22 protein-coding genes and 2 tRNA genes are annotated in these 23,119 nt (G+C 38.2%); 16 read left to right on the forward strand and 8 right to left on the reverse strand.

Translation table 11 applies throughout. From position 1 onward, the window contains the following. Positions 1-48 precede the first annotated feature (48 nt). The 7 genes from QXS89_00965 to QXS89_00995 all read left to right on the forward strand — a co-directional run bounded on the left by QXS89_00965 (position 49) and on the right by QXS89_00995 (position 6,425). The gene (locus tag QXS89_00965; protein MEM3830760.1) at positions 49-675 is read left to right on the forward strand and encodes a methyltransferase; all 627 of its coding nucleotides are present in this window, start codon (positions 49-51) and stop codon (positions 673-675) included. Next, positions 672-1,625 carry a ketopantoate reductase family protein gene (locus tag QXS89_00970; protein ID MEM3830761.1) on the forward strand — a complete coding sequence of 318 codons (954 nt, stop codon included), beginning with the start codon at positions 672-674 and terminating at the stop codon, positions 1,623-1,625. The genes QXS89_00965 and QXS89_00970 overlap by 4 nt, the downstream gene beginning before the upstream one ends. Next, entirely contained in the window at positions 1,585-2,430 is an 846-nt protein-coding gene (panB, locus tag QXS89_00975) for a 3-methyl-2-oxobutanoate hydroxymethyltransferase (protein MEM3830762.1), read from the forward strand. Before QXS89_00970 ends, panB begins: the two co-directional genes overlap by 41 nt. After that, complete coding sequence (locus QXS89_00980) at positions 2,431-3,351, forward strand: helix-turn-helix domain-containing protein (GenBank protein ID MEM3830763.1); 921 nt, start codon at positions 2,431-2,433, stop codon at positions 3,349-3,351. A gap of 133 nt (positions 3,352-3,484) precedes the next feature. Continuing rightward, the gene (locus QXS89_00985) at positions 3,485-4,213 is read left to right on the forward strand and encodes a CdvA-like protein (protein MEM3830764.1); all 729 of its coding nucleotides are present in this window, start codon (positions 3,485-3,487) and stop codon (positions 4,211-4,213) included. A 29-nt stretch (positions 4,214-4,242) separates the two neighbouring features. Beyond that, positions 4,243-5,232 (forward strand): hypothetical protein, encoded by a 990-nt coding sequence (locus QXS89_00990; protein MEM3830765.1) that lies wholly within the window; start codon positions 4,243-4,245, stop codon positions 5,230-5,232. 74 nt (positions 5,233-5,306) lie between these two features. Further along, positions 5,307-6,425 carry an AAA family ATPase gene (locus tag QXS89_00995; GenBank protein MEM3830766.1) on the forward strand — a complete coding sequence of 373 codons (1,119 nt, stop codon included), beginning with the start codon at positions 5,307-5,309 and terminating at the stop codon, positions 6,423-6,425. A 4-nt stretch (positions 6,426-6,429) separates the two neighbouring features. On the opposite strand, the gene QXS89_01000 is transcribed toward QXS89_00995, so the two are convergent. Then, positions 6,430-7,608, reverse strand: coding sequence for a TGS domain-containing protein (locus tag QXS89_01000; GenBank protein ID MEM3830767.1), 1,179 nt, complete (start codon positions 7,606-7,608; stop codon positions 6,430-6,432). Positions 7,609-7,689: 81 nt separating this feature from the next. On the opposite strand from QXS89_01000, the gene QXS89_01005 reads away from it, so the two are divergent. Further along, positions 7,690-8,019 carry a hypothetical protein gene (locus tag QXS89_01005; GenBank protein ID MEM3830768.1) on the forward strand — a complete coding sequence of 110 codons (330 nt, stop codon included), beginning with the start codon at positions 7,690-7,692 and terminating at the stop codon, positions 8,017-8,019. Positions 8,020-8,197: 178 nt separating this feature from the next. On the opposite strand, the gene QXS89_01010 is transcribed toward QXS89_01005, so the two are convergent. Then, the gene (locus QXS89_01010; protein MEM3830769.1) at positions 8,198-8,416 is read right to left on the reverse strand and encodes a hypothetical protein; all 219 of its coding nucleotides are present in this window, start codon (positions 8,414-8,416) and stop codon (positions 8,198-8,200) included. Positions 8,417-8,466: 50 nt separating this feature from the next. Beyond that, a complete protein-coding gene (locus QXS89_01015; protein MEM3830770.1) occupies positions 8,467-9,375 on the reverse strand; it encodes an MBL fold metallo-hydrolase in 909 nt (302 codons plus the stop codon). Positions 9,376-9,511: 136 nt separating this feature from the next. Between QXS89_01015 and QXS89_01020 the strand changes: the two genes are divergently transcribed. The 3 genes from QXS89_01020 to QXS89_01030 all read left to right on the forward strand — a co-directional run bounded on the left by QXS89_01020 (position 9,512) and on the right by QXS89_01030 (position 12,889). Continuing rightward, positions 9,512-10,702, forward strand: a complete 1,191-nt coding sequence (locus QXS89_01020; GenBank protein MEM3830771.1) for a DUF763 domain-containing protein — start codon at positions 9,512-9,514, stop codon at positions 10,700-10,702. 77 nt (positions 10,703-10,779) lie between these two features. Beyond that, positions 10,780-11,766 (forward strand): hypothetical protein, encoded by a 987-nt coding sequence (locus tag QXS89_01025; GenBank protein MEM3830772.1) that lies wholly within the window; start codon positions 10,780-10,782, stop codon positions 11,764-11,766. 205 nt (positions 11,767-11,971) lie between these two features. After that, positions 11,972-12,889 (forward strand): geranylgeranylglycerol-phosphate geranylgeranyltransferase, encoded by a 918-nt coding sequence (locus QXS89_01030; protein MEM3830773.1) that lies wholly within the window; start codon positions 11,972-11,974, stop codon positions 12,887-12,889. Between the two features lie 78 nt (positions 12,890-12,967). On the opposite strand, the gene arcC is transcribed toward QXS89_01030, so the two are convergent. Next, positions 12,968-13,906, reverse strand: a complete 939-nt coding sequence (arcC, locus tag QXS89_01035) for a carbamate kinase (protein ID MEM3830774.1) — start codon at positions 13,904-13,906, stop codon at positions 12,968-12,970. Between the two features lie 49 nt (positions 13,907-13,955). After that, the gene (locus QXS89_01040) at positions 13,956-15,119 is read right to left on the reverse strand and encodes a hypothetical protein (GenBank protein MEM3830775.1); all 1,164 of its coding nucleotides are present in this window, start codon (positions 15,117-15,119) and stop codon (positions 13,956-13,958) included. 85 nt (positions 15,120-15,204) lie between these two features. Here QXS89_01040 and metG point away from each other — a divergent pair, with 85 nt between their 5' ends. Together metG and QXS89_01050 are read left to right on the forward strand one after the other, a co-directional pair. Further along, positions 15,205-16,923, forward strand: a complete 1,719-nt coding sequence (metG, locus tag QXS89_01045) for a methionine--tRNA ligase (protein ID MEM3830776.1) — start codon at positions 15,205-15,207, stop codon at positions 16,921-16,923. 9 nt (positions 16,924-16,932) lie between these two features. Then, positions 16,933-17,940 carry a hypothetical protein gene (locus QXS89_01050; GenBank protein MEM3830777.1) on the forward strand — a complete coding sequence of 336 codons (1,008 nt, stop codon included), beginning with the start codon at positions 16,933-16,935 and terminating at the stop codon, positions 17,938-17,940. Between the two features lie 56 nt (positions 17,941-17,996). Here the strand turns inward: QXS89_01050 and QXS89_01055 are convergent. Then, positions 17,997-18,105, reverse strand: a tRNA-Arg gene (locus tag QXS89_01055). A gap of 52 nt (positions 18,106-18,157) precedes the next feature. Beyond that, positions 18,158-18,267, reverse strand: a tRNA-Pro gene (locus QXS89_01060). Between the two features lie 349 nt (positions 18,268-18,616). Between QXS89_01060 and QXS89_01065 the strand changes: the two genes are divergently transcribed. Both QXS89_01065 and QXS89_01070 read left to right on the forward strand, forming a co-directional pair. Continuing rightward, positions 18,617-18,925: a 4Fe-4S binding protein gene (locus QXS89_01065; protein ID MEM3830778.1), complete on the forward strand. Its 309-nt coding sequence runs from the start codon at positions 18,617-18,619 to the stop codon at positions 18,923-18,925. A gap of 4 nt (positions 18,926-18,929) precedes the next feature. Next, the gene (locus tag QXS89_01070; protein ID MEM3830779.1) at positions 18,930-20,696 is read left to right on the forward strand and encodes an aldehyde ferredoxin oxidoreductase family protein; all 1,767 of its coding nucleotides are present in this window, start codon (positions 18,930-18,932) and stop codon (positions 20,694-20,696) included. An 18-nt stretch (positions 20,697-20,714) separates the two neighbouring features. Here the strand turns inward: QXS89_01070 and QXS89_01075 are convergent, their stop codons facing one another. Then, the gene (locus QXS89_01075) at positions 20,715-21,977 is read right to left on the reverse strand and encodes a Glu/Leu/Phe/Val dehydrogenase (GenBank protein ID MEM3830780.1); all 1,263 of its coding nucleotides are present in this window, start codon (positions 21,975-21,977) and stop codon (positions 20,715-20,717) included. A gap of 195 nt (positions 21,978-22,172) precedes the next feature. On the opposite strand from QXS89_01075, the gene QXS89_01080 reads away from it, so the two are divergent. Continuing rightward, entirely contained in the window at positions 22,173-23,015 is an 843-nt protein-coding gene (locus QXS89_01080; protein MEM3830781.1) for a cation transporter, read from the forward strand. The last annotated feature ends 104 nt before the right edge of the window (positions 23,016-23,119 follow it).

Raw genomic sequence — 23,119 nt, forward strand, 5'->3', positions numbered from 1 at the left:
TCATGATTTTATTTAGGATCAGAAGATTTTCATGAGGTTTGAAAATGCATGAGTTATAGGAAGAATAATTCTATACGCTCTCTCACAGGTATCCTAGAGAAGATCTTTAGCTACTGTTCTGAGAGTATCTACCTACCCTCGGATGATACATATCTTCTCTATGAAATTCTTAGAGAGAATCCTGAGATTGAGGAAGGAAAGAAAGCTTTAGAGGTTGGCAGTGGTAGTGGTTTGTTATCCTGTGTCATTTGTGAAAAGATGGAATTTCTAGTTGCAATAGATATAACAGATCATGCTGTTGAATGTAGTAAGAAGATTTTATATGAATGCGGATGCTCGGATTTCTCAGATGTTGTTCAGTGTAGATCTGGTTCTTGTTTTAGAGATAACTCTTTTGATTTGATCTTTTCAAATCCTCCTTATTTACCCGATGAAGATGATCCTAGATGGAGTGGAGGTGCTAGAGGTATCGAGATCTCCCTAGAGATCATGAGAGAAGCTTCTAGAACTTTAAAACTTAATAAAGGCATGCTATTCCTAGTATCAAGCAGCCTAGGAGCCCTTCGAGAGCTTCTAGTAGAATCTCTAGCCATGGGTTTCAGACCTAAGGCTGTTAAATGGATAAGAAAATTTTTTGAAGTTATTATCGTATTTAAATTTAATAGGGGATCTTGATAGAGATTAGTATTATAGGAGCTGGAAACGTAGGAAGTCTGTTAACATATCTTATGAACAGATCTTATGTTTATCCTAGACTTGTGTTCAAAAGAGATCGAGTAGCAGAAGATATGTATCTAGAGAATATAGATGGTAGGAGAGCTATTTTAAGGTATAAACCTGTGGTTTATGATGATTATGAGAACTGGATCTACTCCGATATCATTGTGATCGCTACTAAGGCTTATGATGCAGAGAGTATTATAAGAGATATCAGTGCTAGGATTCCCAGAAATAAAGAAGAGTTGTTGGTAGTGGTGACGCAGAATGGATTAAAAATACTTGAGATAGCAGCAGAGCTTATAGGACCTGATAAGATCTCGCAACTAGTTTTAAATCAGGGTGTCCATAGGATCAATTCTAACACTTTTAGATGGATCGGAGGTTCTCAGAGTTATCTGGGTATGTTGAAAGGTTATAGAAACAAGTATCTAGAGATCTTTAAAGATCTATTGAGAGAGATTAATATAGAGGTGGTAGAAGATATACAGCCTTATAGATGGCTTAAGCTAGCCGTTAATGCCGTGATCAATCCTATTACAGCTATCATGAGAGCTAGAAATAAAATAATTGTGGAAAATAGCTATATAAAGGATCTAATAGCCAGAAAGATCTGCGAAGAAGTAGAAGAGGTTGCAAGAAGAAACAGCATAGAAATGCCTGCGGATCCCTATGAGGAGGTTATAAAAATTGCTAGAAGTACTGGAGATAACTACTCATCAATGCTCTCGGATGTGCTCAATTGTAAGAGAACCGAGATCGATTATATAAATGGTGCAGTTATTGAATATGGTTTGAGAAGAGGATTTAAACCTATATATAATGAAATATTGTATTACATGGTTAAGGCTCAGGAGGAGGCCTGTCATGCCAGAGAAGATCTTGCCAAGACACTTTATAAGAGCTAAAAAGGAGGGTAAGAAGATCGTTATGGTGACAGCATATGACTATATACAAGCCAGCATAGCTGATGAAGCAGGTGTAGATGGAATACTGGTTGGAGACTCTCTGGGTATGGTTATAATGGGGTTTAAAACCACACTACCTGTCACACTCGATATGATAAAGCATCATCTCAGGGCAGTCTTAAACGCAGCACCAAAAGCGCTTGTAGTAGCTGACATGCCTTTTCTAAGCTATGAAATTAGTAAGGAGGAAGCTGTGAGAAACGCTGGTGAGATGATTAAGATGGGTGCTGACGCGGTTAAAGTTGAGGGAGGTTCAGAGATCATTGACAAGGTAGAAGCTATGATCCGTGCTGGCATCCCTGTGATGGGGCATATAGGATTAAATCCTCAGAGGCAGATGATATATGGGCTTAAGCTGAGAGGTTCTACTGCTGATGATGCTAAGAAAATAATTGAAGATGCGAGAGCGCTAGAAGAGGCTGGTGTGTTTTCTATAGTAATTGAATTTACTACAGCCGAGGTCGCTTCTGAGATAACTAAGATCCTTAAGATCCCTACGATATGCATTGGATCAGGTGTCGAGTGTGATGGTCAGATCCTTGTATTTCATGATCTCGTAGGCTTAACACCTTCGCCACCTCCATTTGCTAGAAAGTATGCAGATACTAGAGAGATTTTCTTTAACGCTTTGAAGAGATATGTACTTGATGTAAGAGAAGGTAGATTCCCAAGCGAGAAGGAATTCTTTAGAATGCCTCCCGAAGAATATGCTAGATTTAAGAAATATATGTCTGGTAACAGCTAGATGAAAGAAGATCTAGAAGTAAAACTTTTAGATATACTAAGAGAACTGCTCGATCTAACACTCTATGAAGCTAGAGTATATCTATACCTACTACTCAGAGATCAGGCTTTTATAAGAGATATAGCTAGAGATGTTAGGATACCTCGGACAAAGATCTATCAGATCATCAGAAGCTTAAGAGATAAAGGCTTCATAGAAGTCTACAGAGACAAACTATTGAAAGCTAGAATTAGGGATCCTTTAAATACTATAGCATATTATACTGAATCTAGATGCAGACGTTTAAAAGAGCTTTCAGATACAATGAAAGATATAGTTTCTAGGATCAGAATAGAAAGATCAGAGGGTTTAAATGCTAATGCCATAGCTAGTGTGGATATTCTCAATACATATGAAGAATTCGAGAACTCTCTTATATCGGATTTAAACATGATGAGATCTCAGGCTACTGTGGTAGTTAGTAGAAAGCCTATTGAGATAAACTGGAGAAGATTAGTTCTAGAGCTCTTTAGAGCAATGATAAAGCGTGAGATCAGATTTAGGTATATAACGCCGCCATATAGCAAGGGAAGCTCTATTATAAAAGATCTTATAAGGCATTTTTGTATGTCAACACAAGAAACTCTTCCTCATCTTTTCAAGATGATAATAGGTGAGAATCTCTCCATCGATATTGAATCAGTTAGAAGTATGATTAGCAGAATAGAGCTTTATGAAACAGAATTCGATATACCTCTTATCATTATAGATGGATCAATATCGTATAATCTTTTTACAGATCCTATTAACAATAGATTTTTATTTGCTGTAAGATATGTTAACGATAATTATACAAAGAGCTTAATGAGTTATATAGATCTAAATCTGTCAGTAAAAAACTCTAGAAATCTAACAGCAGATCTGATCAAATACTGTGAATAGTTATAGTAATTATATGATGTGGTCCAGCTCTGCAGGTTATGATGTCTTATTATGGTAAGCATTGAGAAGATTTTCGGAAGGGTTTGAGTTTTTAAGCTCTTTATAATAAAGCTCTTTATCACGAGGTGTTGAAATGGTCTCTATAGAAGAAGTGGAGAGATTCCTAGGTAGTAAGATAACAGATCCCTATGGAAGAATCTTAGGAGTTTTATCATCAGTATACTCTGATGTAGATGGTAGTGTTTCAGGTGTCGAGGTGGTTAGTGAAGATTATTCGATAAGATATATTCCTTCAGAAAGATTGGTAATATCTCACGAAGGTTTGATCATACTTCCAGAGTGGAAGGTTGAAGCTCTAAAAGTTGAAGCCCAGCTTGACAGAGCCAGGAAAAGAGCGAGAGCTATTGAAGATCTCTATATTAATAAAGAGATAAGCGCTCAAGCTTATGAAGATATGAAGAAACAAATAGATTCAACGTTAAGCAGACTTAAAGAGAAAGCTAGACAGACCAGATCTCTCCTAAGAAAGAGATTAGGAGAAGTTGAAGATGAGATACTTCATCTCGATAAGGCTTCTAATCATCTTAAATTAATATACACTTCTGGAGAGATCTCTGAGCAGAGATTCAAGCAGTCTATGGATATGCTAAGATCTTCTAGAAATAAGTATGTTGAGGAGAAAAAAGATCTTGAGAAACATATTGAGATAATTGAAAAACTTGAAACAGAGATCACGACACCTATAAAAACTACGCAAATACAGCCTTCAACACAGCCTGCGACAACTTCACCTCCGCAGCCTCAGATTCAGGCTCCATCCAGTCAGCAGACTCCTATCAATGTTATCATAACCAACAGCTAGATCTTCTTAAGAGTTCTTGGTGATCGCTCATGGTGACAAGCTATGGAGGTGATGTTGAGAGAAAATATAGAGAAACAGGGTTCTTCGGAACTCTTCTAGAAGGTTTTATGAAGATCTTTAGAAGAGAAGTATCTCCTATGAAGAGAACAATTGAAAGCATACTAGCAGAGATAGAAGCCGCAACCTTATCTATTGAAGAGGTTTTAGGTAAGCTGAAGAGAAGATACGAGGACTTATATACCTCAGCCATTAAGTCTGTGACACAGAAGAACATTGCCAAAGCCACTATATATGTCAATGAGTTAGTTGAGATAAGAAAGATCTTTAGGAGGCTTATGATTTCTTATAATTTCCTAGAGCAGCTGAAGATAAGATTACAGACGTTGAACGAGCTTGACAAGGCGTACCCGCTACTACTATCTCTGAGCAGAACTATAGATTATCTGAAGCCTCAGATACTACCCATAGTTCCAGGAGTTGCTGTGTCTCTAGAGAAGATATCATCCGAGATAAATTCAGTTCTTGGAAGCACCTCAGTTCCTTCATCAGTAGTAGAAGAGAGCTATCTCAGACTGGGTAGTAGAGAAGCAGAGGAGCTGATGAGAAAGATTGTTGAAGAGGCTGAGAAATCCGTTAATTCGAAGCTACCAGAACTGCTACCTGAGTTATCAAAGCTCGTACCCCCCGAGCGTCTCGAAGAAGACGTAGTTCTACCTAAGGATATACTAGCTGTAAATATACTCAATCCGGATAGAGAAAAGGATAGAACCAGCATAAGTAAAGAGGAGAATATTTCAAAATCCAGAGCTTCTCACACTGCTTCGAGTCAGAAACATGATATTCCTAAGCTAGAGGATGTAGAGAAAATGCTTCTAGACTATATAACTACCAGAGGAGGTTTTCTAGATATTAAGGATTTTAGCACCCAGTATAAGATACCGAGAGAATATGTGATGGCAGCATTGGATAATCTAGTTAAGAAAGGTAAAGTAAATATAGTGAGAAGCGGAGGAGGATAGTATAAGATAGTGATTTTAAGATCCTGATTCTTCTTTCATGGATTCGGGTGGTCTCCGTGTCAGGATCTTCTACGATGATTCTTGAAAAGATGGCTAGAGAGTATGCTGATAGAGCTATTATCATGGAGAGAAGGGGAAACTATGAGGAAGCAGTCAAGAATTATAGAAAGGCAGCAGAGATTCTCAAAAAAATACTGACCTTATATAGAGATCTTCCCATGCGAGATACATATATAGAATATATAAAAGAATATGAGAAGAGAGCTGAGTTTATAGAGAAAAACCTTCAACAGATATTATCGGGGGGAGGAGGTGCTTATCAGAATAATGTAGAGATTGAAGACCTGGTGTCTCCACCACCTAATATAAGTTTTAATGATATAGTTGATCTTGAGGAGATTAAGAAGATTCTCAGAAGAGCAATAGTCTACCCTATAAAAAGGCCAGATCTCTATCCAAATGAGATAGGATGGTCTAAGGGTGTCCTTCTCTATGGTCCTCCTGGAAATGGTAAAACCATGTTAGCTGGAGCTCTTGCAAGAGAGATAAACGCAGCTTTTATAGCAGTTGATGCAGCTTCCATCATGTCTAAATGGCTTGGCGATGCTGAAAAGAATGTGAGCAAAATCTTTTCTAAAGCTAGAGATATATGGCTTAGCAAGGGTGTTCCGGTGATAATATTCATAGACGAGGTAGATTCTCTGATGGGTGTTTATAACGCTGAGATCGGTGGAGAGGTTAGAGTTAGGAATCAATTTCTAAAAGAAATGGACGGGATACATACCAAGGGATCTTCTGAGCTCATATTCGTTATAGGGGCAACAAACAAACCATGGGTTCTAGACATGGCTTTCTTAAGAAGATTTCAGAAGAGAATCTATGTTCCTAATCCCAGTAAAGAAGTTAGAGAAGCTCTACTCAGGCATTATACTAGATCTCTAAAGCTAGATCCTGGGATAGATTTTAACAGGCTTGCAGAGATGACAGAAGGTTATTCTGCCAGTGATATTAAAGAAATTGTTAGAGACGCCTATGAACTCACACTAGACGAGATGTTTGAGAAAGAAACTAGAGAACCTAGACCTGTGTCTATGGAAGATTTTGAAAAAGTTCTCTCGAGGAGAAAGCCTAGCGTCTCTCAGGAGATGCTTAGATACTATGATGAGTGGACTAAGAAATTTGGAGCTCTATAAGATTTTAATCTCCCACTATTTTATAATGGATCTCTATTATATCTCCATCTTTAACAACATGGTCGCGACCTACTCTAACGCCTGGATATCTTACAGAAGGTCCCCAAACTCTGGCGTATAGAAATCCTTTGTAGAGATCCTCGTGAACAGCTCTAGCGACATCTAACACGGTAGCTCCTCTTCTCAGGACTAGAGGTCTTTTTGAGATCTCTCCGTGTGGAGGTTTCGTATAAACCCTGATAAGATCCATTGTTTCTATGATTAGATCTCCTATTCTTATAAGGTTATTCTGATCTGAGGTCTCAGTACAGAGAATTGGGATCTCTTTCTCAACTTCTTTTCTAAGCATCTCGCAATTAAATCCCTTAGGATCGAGATCTTTTTTGGATGCAATGATTATAGTAGGCTTATAATGTGAAACTCCTATTAGGTAGCTCTCAATATCTTCTAATGATATTTCTCCATAGATTCTCACTTCAACTCCTTGAATCTTATATGATTCAAGGAGTTTTCTTATATCATCTATTGATGCATCAAGTAATCTACCGAAGTTAATTATACTAACACCTGTAGAGCCAGAGGATCTTATGATTTCGATCCTTCCTCTAGGTTTGGTTATTTTGATCCCTTCATCCTCTAGAAGTTTTCTCACATAGCTATACTGGTACACAGGATCTCGAGAGAGATCTATAACCAGTAGAAGACAGTCAGCATTTCTGGCAAGGCTTATGCTCATTCTATTGATCCTGGCTTCAGGATCTTCCGAAAGCGATGGAGCTTCTACAAGCTGGAAGTATATATCTTTATAAACGAACATACCAGGAATAGGAGCAGTGGTTAGAGATGGAGTGTCAGATACAATAACTCTAGCATTTGTAAGAGTTTTCAGGATCGATGATTTACCTGATTTCATTAATCCTAGCATAACTATCTGAACATCGCCCTCCCTAGCTATGAAAAAGGATCTACCACCACCTCTAGAAGAAGATCTCTTTCTTTCTTCAATCTCCTCCCTAAGCTCTGCCATTCTTCTCCTGATCCATCTAACGAGATTCTCTGTTCCCTTATGCTTGGGCACAGCCGATAGAAATTCTTGTAATGCTTGAAGCTTCTCCTCAGGAGTTCTAGCCTCTTGATATTTCACAAACTTAGCTCTAGCCTCTGGAGGTAGATTTGTCACCATATTTAACTCAGCTCGTTGTTCAGAGATTTCTCTCTATTAGTTTTAATAGGGTTGGGATTATAATAATTATCCGATAGCAAGATGAGAGAGAAGGAGAATCGAGAGATCAGAAATATTGAAGATAGCGGAATTCCACATGATATATCTCTAGATCTTATACTTCCAAGACTAGAAACTATTAAGTCATCGCTAACGGGCTTACTTCTGGTATATGCAATAGGATTGTCACTCATGTTAGGATATCTCCTAGTATTAAAGATCTTTAGAGATATAATATTAGAGATAGAAGATCCCTTTATAAGGAATATCATGCTCATAGGAGCTGGAGGAATTCTAACTATCACATGGCTCTATACATGGTTCACGTCGGTCAAGAAGATAAGAAGCATGCTCGCAAGGTCTGCCGTGTAATTACCCTTGGAAAAAGTTTTCAATAGGGCATTCAAATCATACAGAGTCTTAAGTTATGCATAACGAGCTTTATAAAGAGCTGTCATGAAAACGAGAAAACAATTATTCCATATAAAACTACTTAATTAGAGAAGAGAGTGGAATCACGTATTCAGACTTATTCCAATGCAAGTCTTTATTATCTGATTTTTGCAATTATAAATTCATTTCGCGAATTTCTACTAACGATCTTGATCACACCATGTCTTGTAAATAGCTCTAGGGTTTCCTCTAACTCCTTAATCTGATCATCTCCAGCTATGATTCTCATTTCATCACCGCTACGAAGCTTTCGCAAATATGTTAGCAAGGCTGCAACTACTCCACCACAACCCTCAGCTTCTTTCTTAAGATCCAATATCATAGTATTCTTTGAAGAGATTATACATCACCATAGATAGTTTAATACTAGAAAGATTTTAATCTCTTGATCTCCTCGAGAAAACCTCTGATACTTAGCTCTATATTAAATGTAGCGATCATACAATCTTTATCTTCAAACCTGAGATATCTATTTGTGAATTCATCTTTTTCACCAAGTATCTTCAGAATATCGTCTTCTGATTTTGTGATAAGAAAAGTTTCAAGCCATATTCTCATCTGATTTAAATGCTTGAGAAGAAGATCTCCATCTTTCCTAATACCTCTATGTGCGAATGCTATATCCGAAGGTTTTAAAGAGATCATATTTCTAAGAGATTCTATGTAGAGATCGTATCTGAAAGGAGGAGGTGTCGTGGGAATTATAGAATCAATTTCAGGAATATAGATCCCTGCTGAATCTCCTGTGAATAGTAGTGACCTGTCATGCCAGAACAATGAAATATGATGTGAAGCATGTCCAGGGGTGTGGAGTATCTTAAGAGATACATCATCTAGGATGAGATCTGTTTCGTCTCTAGCCTCTATAATCTCAACATTATCTCCATTAAGAGGTCTCCCATATCTCTCGGTAATCTCACTTCCTTGAACCTTTCTAGATTCCTCCCACAATCTAGAGGGATCTCTTATATGAGGTATTCCTCTAGGATGAACCATTATAGCTGCGCCAGATCTCTGAGCTATATAAACCGCTGCCCCGGCATGATCTAGGTGTACATGTGTTGGAATGATCATCTCTAGAGTTCTTAGAACACCCAGTTTATCTAGCACCTTTACAATCTTCTCGCCCGAGTTCATAGGACCTGGATCTATTAGAATAGCTCTTCTAGCAGCAGTTATGATAAGATATGATGATATATACTTCTCGCAAGGAGGAATGCCTGTGTGTATTATATAGAAGTTATCAGAGATCTTCTCATATGCTTCTTCCGACATGATAAGACCTCTCTATAAATATAATGATGAGATTATTAATATTATTCCTCGGAGATCAAAGTTTTCTTCGCATCTCAGAAGATTCATGCTAGTCTAATAGTAGCAGTTAAATATTAGTTTTCAGAAGAGATTTTAAATGAAGATAATGAGCGGCATAGCGTATCTACCACTCCACGAAGGCCATGTACCTAGATGGCTTTTAGAATACATGATGAGGCTTGCGTCGTCTATTCTAAAAGCTCTCTATGAAATCTATGATCCTAGAGATATTCTAAGAAGATTCTCGGATCCTCTTTGGTTTCAAGCGTTTAATAACGTAATTGGAATGGATTGGGATAGTAGTGGTTCTACTACTGTGGTAACGGCTATTGTGAAAAGCATTACATGGAGAAATGATCTAGGGTTTCTAGTTCTAGGAGGTAAGGGTGTTCATTCTAAGGATACGCTTAAGGAGATTCCTGAAGCTGTTAAGAGGTTTGATCTAGGTGAGGATAGTATTAGTATGTATACTAGGATCAGCAGGCTCACCGCAAAAATAGATTCATCATTATTACAAGATGGGTACTCTCTATATCATCACACGCTCTTTATATCAAGAGATGGTTTCTGGTGTGTCGTGCAACAAGGTATGAACACTGCTGAGAAGATGGCTAGAAGATATCATCTGAGTCAAGATACTTTCAAAGAGGATCTTCTATCAGATCCTCATTCAGGTCTAGCATCAAATGTAATTGTAAAACCTCTTAACATGATCGATAAAGAATCTGCTGAAGCTAGGAGAGTAATCGATGATCTCATCAGCGAGGAATCTAGTAGACTTGTTAGAATGATCTCGGAGGTGAATAGAATTTTAAAGGGATTAACATCTCTACACACATACTCAAAAGGTTCAGATCTTAGGAAAAATGATATTCGAAGAAGAGAGTTCACGATACCGTATTATAAGCCTATAAATATATCGAAAAGCTTTATAGAAAGTATAAACAATCTTCAACTGAGAAATGCACGAAATATTATCGAAGCACTCGAATTAAAAGGTTTTGGTCCTGAGCATGTCAGAGCATTAGCGCTGGTATCAGATCTCATCTTTAACGCTCCTCCCTCTAATAGAGATCCTGTTACGCATCCTATAGATCCTTTCTTGTACTCGTTTGCGCATGGAGGTAAAGATGGTATACCTTATAGAGTGAGAAGAGATTTAATCGAGAGAACTATCATGACATTAGAGGAGGCTATAGAAAGATCTAGACTTGGAGAACAGGATAAAATGAAGATGTTAAGAAGACTCTCAAAATACTCTGATAGTCTATTAAAACTAGAGCATTGAATCATGAGAAAGATTATTGATAATTTGAGATAATATTTATTAGGAGTAGCCTATATTCTAGCTAGTGAGTGAGACTTATGTGGCTAAGTGGTGATACTGTATTCATATCTTCACATGATCTTCGAGAGGTGTTAAGAAATAATAAAAAGATTATATCACTAGAGACATTTAGCGAGTTCAGAGATCTAATAGAACAGGTTTATCTTGTCATGGTGCTAGAATCACATCAAAACCTTAATTATGCAACTTGTAAATGGAGGGTTCTGATAAATGATTTTAATATATCCAGAGTTCTTAGACCATACTCAGAGTTTTTATATAAAGAGAAGAGATACATGATCTTAGCATATGATCTTACGCCTATAAAACATATGCTTTCGGATGTTAACAGGATCTCTATAGAATACCAAGGAGATCAAATAATTAAAGTTCACATAGCAAGTCTCATATCCACATACAGTATAGCTTCTAAGATTAGAAATGTGAATAAAAGCGAAAGTGTGTATCTAGATCTAGAGTCTAAGATATTGGAGACAGGTGCTTACACACTGGTAAGCTTTCCAAGAGATTTAGCATATGATGTAGATGTATCTCTCTACATAATACCTCTCACAGAAGCTTCTGAGATCTCTATAGATAACAAGAATATAATCCTGAAGGATTTGGAAGAAATTAGTATGAGGATCACGCCAGATAAGAAGAGTATTCCACTAGCTGTAGCGAGTGGTGCTGTTCTTATTCCTATAAAAGTAATGCAAGAGAAAGGTTATAAAGAGCCGAATTATGTAATAAATGATACACATATAGAGAAAATAGATCCTGATAAGATAAGGGTTAGAATTTTAATAGATAATCTAGGTGATATAGATTCCAAGGAGATACTGGCAGTTGCCATAAATAAGGGTAGAAACATTGCTGTGGCGAAGGCCAAAGGTGATGAAAGAGAATTTACTCTAGAGCTTAGCAAGAACATTATTGACAGAGGAGATCCTTATATTACTATAAGGGTAATATGGAAGTGGGGTGATAAAAAATATTTTACATCGAGAAATATTGCTCTCTAGAGCGAGGTGAAGCTGTTAGTATCTATAGATACCTATCTCACGTCTTTAACTATAAGGGGCTTAGGTTGAAAGGCGATCTCGAAAGATCTGAGGGAGATCTCATATATGGAAGGCGTATATCTCGCTTTTGAAGTCATGATACACAGCTTTACACCTATGAAATCTGAAGGAATCATGACCTTCCAAAGTGGTGAGGAGAAAAATCTTGCATAATATATGGGGGAAATTAGTTCAATGGATTAAGCTTGTGAGGATTCATAATCTACTCATAGTACTTATAGGACTTCTCATAAGTGTGAGAGCATCAATGATACCACACCTAGAAGATCTGAGGTATAATAACTATGCAGAACTTATAGAGATAGTATTAATAATAGCGCCTCCAGCTCTTCTAGCTGCATCAGGGGGTTATATAAGAAATGACTATTTTGATCTCGAGAGTGATAGGATCTCTAAACCTTGGAGACCTCTTGCGAGAGGAGTTATAAAACCTGAGTTAGCTGATAGAGTTGCTCTGGCTATGTACATCTTAGCCCCCCTATATTCTTTACTGGTAATCGGGTGGATCACAGCTATATTCACGTTGCTAAATGTAATCCTCATAGATCTCTATAATTCAAATCTTAAGAGAAAGGGTTTGGCTGGGAATATAGTAGTGTCTCTAGCTACAGCCAATGTATTTATATATGGAGCTTTATCATACTCAGAAAAATATATCGGTAGAATAGAGATCTCTATATACGCTCTGATACCGTTTCTATTCGCATTTCTTCTAACATTAACGAGAGAAATAATAAAGGGTATTGAAGATCTGGAGGGTGATACTAGAATAAGCGCGGGAACTCTAGCTCTTATCTATGGATTTAAAAAAGCTTCTGCCATTGCTTTACTTATAGGAGTTGTAATAGGTCTTATACTTGTAATACCCTTATATCTTATATTCTCTTATCAATATCTCGTATTGGCAATACTCACAGTAGCTCTGGCTATATATTCCTCATATTATATATTAGGGTCCGTTAACACTAGTGAGGCTATCAATAGAGCACGTAGAGCGAGAAGCCTAACTAAAATATCATTATTTATAGGAACAATAGCATTCCTAACATGGTTATTCACATAGATGATGTAGGAAGGAGTTAGATTATCTATAGAGAAGAAAAGATTAGAATTGAAAACAATTCTTTCTAGAGTAGCTGGATCAGCTGTGTATCGTTGTACCACTTTTACCTTCAACAACCTCCACTGCTTTCTCTAGATGCCCTATATGGCATGTGAATCCTGTTTCCGCAACATATTTTACACATGCTTCAACCTTAGGCTTCATAGAACCTTCTCCTAGAAATCCTCTTCTGATAAGTGTCATAGCTTCTTCAAGATTTATATCTTTTATAAGCACAGCATCAGGTCTTCCGAAATTGAGGTACACTCCATCAACATCTGTTAATATCACTAGCTTTGAAGCTCTTAGCCCTATCGCCAGCACTGAAGATGATAGATCCTTATCTATCACAGCTTCAACGCCTTTAAGAATATTCTTATCGCGATAAACGGGTACTCCACCTCCTCCAGAGGCTATGACAATGAAACCCTTCTCTAGAAGAGTTTTTATAGCTTCTATCTCTATATTCGCTACAGGTTTTGGAGATGGAACAACTCTTCTCCAACCACCTCTAGGATCTTCTTTAAAAAGCCATTTCTTTTCCAAAGATATTTTAAGAGCTTCTTCGCGAGAGTAGTAGGGTCCTATGAATTTTGTTGGATCATCAAAAGCCGGATCTCGAGGGTCTACTAGAACAGTGTTTATGATTGATATAACTTTTCTTTCGAAACCTTCTTCTTCTAATATATTTCCTATTTCGATCTGTAGCATGTATCCGATCCATCCTTGAGTCATAGCTCCCGCTATATCTAGTGTGAGAGGTGGTATTCGGTTCTTCAGAGATTCAAACCATTCTGCTAGATTCCCTACCTGAGGACCGTTTCCGTGAGTAACAACAATGTTATAACCTCTCTTGAAAACGCTTACGATAGCTCTAGCAGCTGTTCTTATATTGTTCCATTGTTCCTCAACAAGACCTTTTTCACCTTTCTTAAGGATGGCATTACCTCCCAAAGCTATTACGAGGAGGGGTCTCAACTGAGAATACTTCCCCTAAATAGTATGTGAATATGAGATTATAAGAGAGCTATGTTTTTCCTGCTATGATCATTCTTCTATATGCTTGGAGAGGATTTCTGTAAGTGCAGCTATCATCTTTAATGCCCATGATCTTTCTAATATAGTTGCAGGATGGAGGGATATAGTATATGTTTCGAGATCTAAGATCTCTTATTCTAGTTATTATGCTCATAAGGTAACCATGTTTTTCAGATATTAGCGATCTTATAATCTCTAGATCTAATCCAGTATAAGCTAGGAATGATGCCAGCAGATATACCTCTACATCATTCAACTCCTCATTTCTATGAGTCTTCTCTATCAGGGTTTTGATACATTCAGGTATTATATCGAGAGATCTTCTACTAGCAGGTGCTTTATTTAGACTCTCTATTATTCTTATGATATTTCTAGTGTAGAGATCTGTAGCTTCTCTCTTAGCTAGATCCACTATCTTTGATATTTCACTTTCGTAAGCTTTTACCTGGGGAAGTTCTCTGAGCTCTTCATATATTCTCAAAAGCTCTTTCATTCTATATCTTGCTATATCTAATATCAGCTCACTCAAGCTGATACCTCCGCGAAGGTCTATGGATGGAAGATATATATAACCATTTTTGACAGGGATCTTTTTTAGATCATATTTATCTACTATTTTTAGCGTAGATATGATTTTGATAAAATCAAGTACTCTCATTTCGAAAGAGTACAATCTTGTTGTAGGCTTTAATCTATCTTTCCTTTCGCTAAATGATATATATATGATTCTTTGTCTGCTCTGGCTATGTTCGTCTGTTTTCACGTGATTTATTTGAAGCCCCAGGTCTGGTGCTATCTCTCTTAACAGGATCTCTCTATTTAGATCACTGTTTCTTTCTAGAGTTCTTCTCATGTACTCTATCTCTCTATCAATGATTCTTTCTCTCAGAGAATGATCTTGAATCATGTTAAGTATTATAAGAAGTATGTGAAGGGATATGATACTATCAATACTTCCAATACTTACCCCGGTATAATTGTTGTTCAGACCAAGATCTCTCTTAAGTCTTTCAATAGCTAATCTAAAGTATTTTCCAGAGATCTCTGGATCTAAAAAGCTTTCAAGTCCTATCTTAAGCTTCTCCGCCACAATATTTCCTAGAAGTTTTTTAAGAGAGAGTATCTCGAAACCTAGATCATCCGGTCTACTCATTATACAACTCTTGATAGTAATTATCATAGAAAACTCATATATGTTTTAAGGCGTGAGATGCTATCAAGATATTAGAGTGTCTGAAATGAGTAAGTGGGTTGTAGCAGCTGCATGGCCATATATCAATAGCGTTCCACATCTCGGGACAGTGCTTCATCTGCTTACAGCAGATGTGTATGCTAGATATCTGAGGCAATTAGGTGAGGATGTGATATCTGTAAGCGGCTCAGACGAGCATGGAACTCCTATAGAGGTTGAGGCTAGAAGAAGATCTATAGATCCTAGAGCTTTAACCGATGAAGCTCATGAATATGTAGTAGGACTTCTAAAGAAATGGGGTATAGAACTTAGCAACTATTCTAGAACAGAGAGTGAGGTTCATAAGGAGTTTGTAAGAGATTTCATGAGAAGACTTGAAGAGAGAGGATATATACAGCCTAGAGAGCAGACCCTCCCATACTGTGAGAAAGATAAGATCTTTCTTCCAGACCGCTTTATTATAGGTACATGCCCTAGATGTGGGTATCCAGAGGCCAGAGGAGATCAATGTGATAACTGTGGAGCACTTCTAGATCCTACTGATCTGATTAATCCTCGATGTGTTTTCTGCGGTTCAAAACCTGTTTATGCTACTACAGTTCATTGGTTTTTTGATCTTAGTAAGGTTGAGAATGAGATCAGAAGATGGCTAGAAGAGCATCCTAGGCTAGATGATAGGGTTAAAAAATATTCTCTGTCATGGGTTAGAGAAGGTTTGAGACCGCGAGCTGTGACAAGAGATGTGAGATGGGGTATAAGAGCTCCTTTCAAAGGCGCTGAGGAGAAAACTATATATGTGTGGTTTGATGCATTGCTAGGATACCTCTCAGCATCTAAGGAATATCTTGAGAAGAATGGAAGAAGATTTGAGGATTTCTGGAAGGATCCTAATACTAAGACCGTGTATTTTATAGGTAAGGATAACATCCCATTTCACGCAGTTATTCTCCCGGCAATGCTTATAGCATCTGGAGAAAACTATCCACTTCCCTATCACATATCATCTACAGAATATATTCTATATGAAGGTGAGAAGTTCAGCAAGAGCAGGAGAATAGGTCTCTGGATAGATGAGGCTCTTGAGATAATTCCGGAAGCTGATTACTGGAGATATGCTCTTATGAGAATGAGACCTGAAGAGAGAGATTCAAACTTTAGCTGGAGAGAGTTTCATAGAATAGTAAATAGCGAGTTGAATGATGATATAGGAAATTTCGTTCACAGAGTTCTTATCTTTATCAGAAGATTCTTCAACTCGACAGTTCCAGAGCCTGGAGAGTTTGATGATATAGATCGTGAGACTTGGTCTGAGATTGATGCTAATTATAGAGAATATATAGATCTCATGGATAGATTCAAGATCAAGCAAGCTCTCGAGAGGATCTTGAATCTAAGCAGGATAGGAAATCACTATCTAAATAGAAGAGCTCCTTGGGATGAATTGAAAAAAGATCCTTCTAGAGCTGCGACAACGATCTATATCTCTGTAAATATAGTAGGACTTATAGCTCTTCTATTATACCCATTCACGCCATCTTCTTCGGAGAAACTCTGGAAGATGCTTGGTATGATGCATCCTATAAGAGATATAGTGATCAGTAGGAGAGCCTTCTACCCGATAGAACCTGGAACGAGGTTATCTGATAACATAGAGCCTTTATTCAAGAAACTTCCAGAAAACTTCTTAGAAGAAGTGGAGAGAGTACTTCTTCCAAAAGTCAGAGAGAAGATTCAAAAGATTAGACCGGAAAGCCTTAGATTCTGAGGTTCTGATATGAATAGTATTAGAATCAGAAGTGTTTCGAGGATTCATATCACGCTAATAGATCTATCTGGTGTGTGGGGTATTATAGATGGTGGAGCAGGTGTGATTCTAGAAGAACCTTATTTCATGGTATCCGTAGGCGTATCAGATCAAGATCTAATACATATTATAACTTCTCAAGAATCTTGCAAAGGTGTTTGTGAAGAAGAGCTTCTGAGAATCGCCGGAAAATGCCTTTCGAGAATTAAAGATTATCTGGGATCTAGAAAAGGTTTTAATATTCTGATCGAGAGACTATACCCGCCTCATATAGGACTAGGTTCTACTACTCAGTTATGCATGTCTATAGGCTTGGGAGTATGGTTGCTTGAGAGAGGAGAGAAGCCTGACTACATAGAGCTGGCTAGAGCTGTTAAGAGAGGAGGTACATCAGGTATTGGAGTTCACGGATTCGAGTTAGGAGGGTTTATAATTGACGGAGGTCATTTGAAAGATATTGAGAAAAAAGAGTTTCTACCTTCAGACTACTCTAAAGCACCTCCGCCACCCCTACTTATTAGAGAGAGTATACCGGAAGAATGGAGATTTATACTGATCATCCCTAAAGTCTTGGGAGAGAGAATATACGGGTCGAGAGAAGCCGACATATTTAGAACTTACACACCGCTCCCAGAGAAAGAGGCTTATGAAGTATCCTATCATGTCTTCATGGGACTTCTAAGCTCTATAAGAAGAAAGAGTATTAAAATGTTTAGAAGGCATCTGAGAAGAATTCAAGACATAGGTTTCAAACTAATCGAGTGGAAGATTCAAGATCCTAGAGTGATAGAACTAGCAGAATATCTAGATAGAAGCGGATTAGAATATGGACTCAGCAGTATGGGGCCAACCATATTCATCCCCGCATCATTTGAAGAAATCCCAAAGGTTCTGGAAATGCTACAACCATTCTCAAACGAATTTCAGATAATAGAGAGCAAGGGAAGGAATAGAGGAGCGGAATACAGTATTCAGTGATATAACAACTTCTCTATATTAAACTAAAAGAATATAAAGAAATCAAAAGGATCATGTGGCGGGCCCGCGGGGATTTGAACCCCGGACCATCGGCTTTCCACAGTCCGCGCAGGAGTTGTTAAGGCTTAGAAGGCCGACGCCCTATCCTGGCTAGGCGACGGGCCCTCCAGCCATATTATATATGGTATTAGAGTTTAAAAACTTATGGAGAAAATCATGGGCCCGCCGGGATTTGAACCCGGGATCACGGGGATTCTATCCTATACTTAGGTCCCGAGTCGGGCCTTGACGGTGCCCCGCATCCTGGCCAAGCTAGACTACGGGCCCCTAATCTATTGTAGGATCGCTCCTAATATTTCTTTTTCAAGTTTCAACAGCTTTTGATCTAGTATCGGCTTGTAAGGATGTGTTATATCCTGGCTGTAGCTTATATCTTATGATAATGTGATAATATAGCTCTACTTGAACTAGTGCTAAAACTAAATCTCTTGTATTATACTTTGGCAAGAGTTTTTACTTACTTTTTTGATTTATTTATCGAAGATTTATAAATGCACTTAGAATTTTATAGATGGTAGATATCTTGGCTAAGAGACTTGTGGTATTAGACTATAATATGTGTGTAGGTTGTCAACTTTGTATGGAGGCGTGTAGCAATAGATTCGGTTATGTGGGGATGTCTAGATCAGCTATATTAGTAAGATCTGCAGGAGGTATTGAGAGAGGTTTCACCATCGTAGTATGCAGAGCTTGTAAAGATCCTCCTTGTGCTAGGGTTTGTCCTACAGAAGCTCTATCACTAAGACCCGGCGGAGGTGTTCTTCTGATTCCTAGCAAGTGCATAGGATGTGGTAATTGTGTTTCAGCTTGTGATATCGGTGCCGTCATGTGGGATTATGAGAGCATGAAGCCTATCATATGCACTCACTGCGGCTATTGCGTAGGCTTTTGTCCTCACAACGTGTTAGGACTGGAAGAGGTGTAGTGATATGAGTGACTGGGTTAAGAGTTTATCAAAAGTTCTTTACATAGATCTCACGAGAAAAATCTTCTGGGTTGAAGACAGAGAAGATCTGTTCTCGAAATGGCTTGGAGGTATAGGTGTTGCAGTACAACTCTACAAAGAAGAAGTACCTAAAGGCGTAGATCCTCTGGCTCCTGAAAATGCAATTATAATGGCCGTAGGCCCTGCAACAGGTGTATTTCCAATGGCTTCTAAAACTATAGCCGTTTTCAAATCTCCATTAAACGGGTATATAGCAGAATCTCATGCTGGAGGAAGATCTGCTGCAGCAATAAGATTCGCAGGATATGGAGCTATAGTGATTAAAGGCGCCAGCGACAGGCCAGTGTATATTGTGATAGAAGATGATAAGATCAGATTTAGAGATGCAGGAACCATATGGGGTATGAGATCTTCTGAGACTGTAGGTAGAGTTCTAAGAGAAGCTCTTCCAGGAGCCGGTATGAGGACGATAATGAGAATTGGAAGAGCTGGTGAAAGGCTTATCAGGTATGCCAATGTCACTGCGGAAACCTATAGACATTTCGGTAGAATGGGCTTAGGTGCTGTATTCGGCTCGAAAAAGCTTAAAGCCTTGATAATCATAGGGAGAAAAGGCTTTAAACTACCTGATGTTAAAAGCTTTAGAGAGATATATAAAGAACTCTACGATCTAACAAGAGGTTCGGCTACTAGAAAATATCATGATCTAGGTACGGCAGCAAATGTGATTCCTCTAGATAAGATTGGAGCTCTTCCAACTAGAAACTTCACCTCAGGAAGATTTGAAGGTGCTCGAGAGATCAGTGGTGAAAAGCTTGCTGAAGAGAATCTAGCTAGAAGAGTAGCCTGTGTAGCATGTCCTGTGGCATGTATACACTTAGCTTATATAAGAGAGGAGTATGAAACCGAGAAGTACTTCTACAAGACAGAGTTCATTCCATACGACTATGAGTTGATATACGCTCTAGGAAGTAATCTAGGTGTCAGCGATAGAATCGGATTACTGAAAATGATTAAGGCCGTTGAAGAGGAAGGACTTGATGCTATATCAACAGGAGTGGTTCTGGCGTGGGCTACGGAAGCTTTAGAAAGAGGTATTATAACTGAGAAGGAAACCTTAGTACAGCTAAGATGGGGTGATTGGAGAAACTATGTGAATGCCATCCATAACATAGTTTTACAACCCAACGAGTTCTACAGATACCTAGGTCTCGGTGTTGAAGAGGCTTCAAAAAGATATGGAGGAGTAGACTTCGCGGTAGCATTCAACAAAGTTGAAGTAGCAGGTTATCATACAGGGCCTCTCTTCCACGCGTCTGTATCTATAGGGTTTAGACATTCTCATCTAGATGCGGGAGCATACTCCATGGATGAAAAACTAGTAGCATCAGGAGGTAGCATACCTGATGCCGAGAAAGCTTTTGAGATGATAAAAGAGGAGGAAGCTTGGAGGCAGGTGCTTAATTCATATACTCTATGTCTCTTCGGCAGAGGTGTCTACACGAAAGAGCTCGTAGCAAGATCCCTTAGGTCTATAGGTTATAATATTTCAGAGAAAGATCTCCTTAGATTAGGAGAGGAGATCTATATGGAGAAACATAGGATCAAGCTAGAGGAGGGATTCAACCCTCTAGACATGAGAATTCCCAGAAGAATTCTAGAGACACCAACACCTCTAGGACAGGTATCCGAAGGATTTATTAAAAATATTGTCTCACAATATGTTGAGAAAATTAGAAAAAGCTATTAAAACATTCTTGGTATTAGATCAGATCCAGCCTCTCAGCTTCATAGCTTTATAAATTCTCTCAACAGCTGACACAAATGCTGCATCTCTCATTGTCACAGTCTTCTTTTCACTTCTAAGAGATTCATACTTTGATATAAGTCTCTTAATATTATTCTCCATAATAGATTCGATCTTCTTCAGAGTTTCCTCTTCGCTCCACCAGTACCACTGTAGGTTCTCTACCCACTCTAGATAGGACATTATCACGCCTCCAGCATTTGCAGCTATGTCTGGAACTATGATCACTCCACGCTCATATAATACTTTCTCGGCCTCCGGCGTTGTAGGACCGTTAGCTCCTTCAGAGATAATCTTCGCCTTAATCTTGTTGACATTGTCTTCTCTGATCACATTCTCTATTGCTGATGGCATTAGCACTTCACAGTCTACGTATAGGGATGCATCGGGATCTAGTATCTTCTCACCTCTGGGATAGTTCACAACTTTCCCTGTGCTTTCCTTCACTTTTATCGCTAGCTCTACATCTATACCATTAGGATCATAAACAGTGCCAGAGGTATCACTTATAGCAATTACTTTCGCGCCAAACTTCTGTGAGAATAATGCAGCATACTGACCTACATTTCCAAATCCGTGAACAGATACCCTAAGACCTTCAAATCTACCTAGATACTTCTCTGCAGCTACTCTGCCAGCTACAGCAGTTCCAAACCCTGTTGAATAGATCCTCACAGGATTACCCCATAGATCAGGTGGTTTTGCTGTGAACACTCCAGGAACATTATAACCCTTGAGCTTGCTGTACTCGTCAACCATCCAAGCCATTATCTGTGGATTTGTACCAACATCTGGCGCTGGTATATCTATAACGTCTCCTATGAGAGGTGCTATAGCTCTTGCATAGCCTCTTGATAATCTCTCAAGCTCTCCCTGGGAGAGCTTCTTAGGATCTACTTTGACAGCTCCCTTACCACCTCCATAGGGAAGACCATTGAGAGAATTCTTAAGAGTCATTCCAAGGGCTAGAGCCATGTCTGTTTCGAGATCTACCTCGGGATGGAATCTGATCCCGCCCTTATATGGTCCTAAAGCACTGTTATACTGAACTCTATACCCCTCGAATACAGTTATCTTTCCGTTATCCATTCTAACTGGTATGCTTACCATTAAAACCCTCTCAGGTTTGCTTAACATCTGGTAAAGCTCTTCAGGAAATCCTCCTAGCTCTATAGATCTTCTTAGAACCTGGAGCATCCATTGGAAGTAACTTACATTCTTCACAAGACTTCACCATATATATAATTTGAGGAGAGCTTATATATTTATGAATTGGAGAGTGTAGGTATAAGCAATATATTATTTAACCTCAATATTTAAATAAGTTATACAAGCTTCAAACATCATGATCTTATTATTATCAAGAAAAGAATCTGTGTATGGTATTTATGCTTATAATCCTTCAAATATAAGAAATTATTGAGTATATTGATAGAACTCTACAGGAACCTGAAAAGAAATGATCTCTATATAATATTCGTTGCACTCGGGATTCTTGCTGGTATTCTAAAGATCATCGGAGGACTTATGTATTTCTCGAAGGCTGTCCTAATAGATGCTGCTACAAGCATGGCAAATATCGCATCAATAATACTAATAAATTACTTTCTAGCAGTAAGCATGAAACCTCCGGATAAGGATCATCTCTACGGGCATGTTAGAATGCGATTTGGAGGCGAGTTCTTTACTATTCTCCTCTACTCATTTGTAGCAGGTTTAATGCTACCGGATCTCATAGAAGGTCTTGAAACACCTTACAAAGTAGATGTTAGAGCTTCCATGCTATCCTCAGCTGGCATGATGCTCTACGCAGTATCAATATATCTAGGTATAAGAATGGGAAGATCTTTTGCAACATATGTAAGGCTAACCTCTATAGAAATAATTGAAGGAATCATAGCTTTATCCTCTTCTCTAGCAGGCGCTCTAGTGAGCTACCTAATAGATCTCACTGGAGCATATGTTCTCTACATATATCTTATTAGAGAACTGCTAAATTCATCGAAAAGATTTATATATGATATAAGTGATGGAGTTGAAGAAGAGATTGTAGAGAAAGTAATGAGAATCGTAGGAGAGTTCAGACTGAGAATTAAGAGTATTAGATTGAGAAAGGTATATGAAGGATTATACCAAGGAGATCTTGTTATCTTCATAAAAGGTGATGAGAAGATTCATAAAGCTCATGAAATAGCAGAACAACTTGAACGAAGACTTTCTAGTGAAAGGATCTATGTTTCTATACATATGGAACCAGAATAGTTAACTAGAAATTTTTAATTCATATGTATTCATATGTATAAACATATGAGAATTTCTTAACATGCATAACTGGAGGCAGGTGCTTGAAGATGGATAAGAGACCT

This window comes from Sulfolobales archaeon (assembly GCA_038881635.1).
Classification (GTDB): Archaea; Thermoproteota; Thermoprotei_A; order Sulfolobales; family AG1; genus WYEN01.

Coding starts and splice junctions, on each gene's coding strand:
- QXS89_00965 (MEM3830760.1), top strand. CDS start 49: ATGAGTTATAGGAAGAATAATTCTATACGCTCTCTCACAGGTATCCTA.
- panB (MEM3830762.1), top strand. CDS start 1,585: ATGCCAGAGAAGATCTTGCCAAGACACTTTATAAGAGCTAAAAAGGAG.
- QXS89_00980 (MEM3830763.1), top strand. CDS start 2,431: ATGAAAGAAGATCTAGAAGTAAAACTTTTAGATATACTAAGAGAACTG.
- QXS89_00985 (MEM3830764.1), top strand. CDS start 3,485: ATGGTCTCTATAGAAGAAGTGGAGAGATTCCTAGGTAGTAAGATAACA.
- QXS89_00990 (MEM3830765.1), top strand. CDS start 4,243: ATGGTGACAAGCTATGGAGGTGATGTTGAGAGAAAATATAGAGAAACA.
- QXS89_00995 (MEM3830766.1), top strand. CDS start 5,307: ATGATTCTTGAAAAGATGGCTAGAGAGTATGCTGATAGAGCTATTATC.
- QXS89_01000 (MEM3830767.1), bottom strand. CDS start 7,608: ATGGTGACAAATCTACCTCCAGAGGCTAGAGCTAAGTTTGTGAAATAT.
- QXS89_01005 (MEM3830768.1), top strand. CDS start 7,690: ATGAGAGAGAAGGAGAATCGAGAGATCAGAAATATTGAAGATAGCGGA.
- QXS89_01015 (MEM3830770.1), bottom strand. CDS start 9,375: ATGTCGGAAGAAGCATATGAGAAGATCTCTGATAACTTCTATATAATA.
- QXS89_01020 (MEM3830771.1), top strand. CDS start 9,512: ATGAAGATAATGAGCGGCATAGCGTATCTACCACTCCACGAAGGCCAT.
- QXS89_01025 (MEM3830772.1), top strand. CDS start 10,780: ATGTGGCTAAGTGGTGATACTGTATTCATATCTTCACATGATCTTCGA.
- QXS89_01040 (MEM3830775.1), bottom strand. CDS start 15,119: ATGAGTAGACCGGATGATCTAGGTTTCGAGATACTCTCTCTTAAAAAA.
- metG (MEM3830776.1), top strand. CDS start 15,205: ATGAGTAAGTGGGTTGTAGCAGCTGCATGGCCATATATCAATAGCGTT.
- QXS89_01050 (MEM3830777.1), top strand. CDS start 16,933: ATGAATAGTATTAGAATCAGAAGTGTTTCGAGGATTCATATCACGCTA.
- QXS89_01065 (MEM3830778.1), top strand. CDS start 18,617: ATGTCTAGATCAGCTATATTAGTAAGATCTGCAGGAGGTATTGAGAGA.
- QXS89_01070 (MEM3830779.1), top strand. CDS start 18,930: ATGAGTGACTGGGTTAAGAGTTTATCAAAAGTTCTTTACATAGATCTC.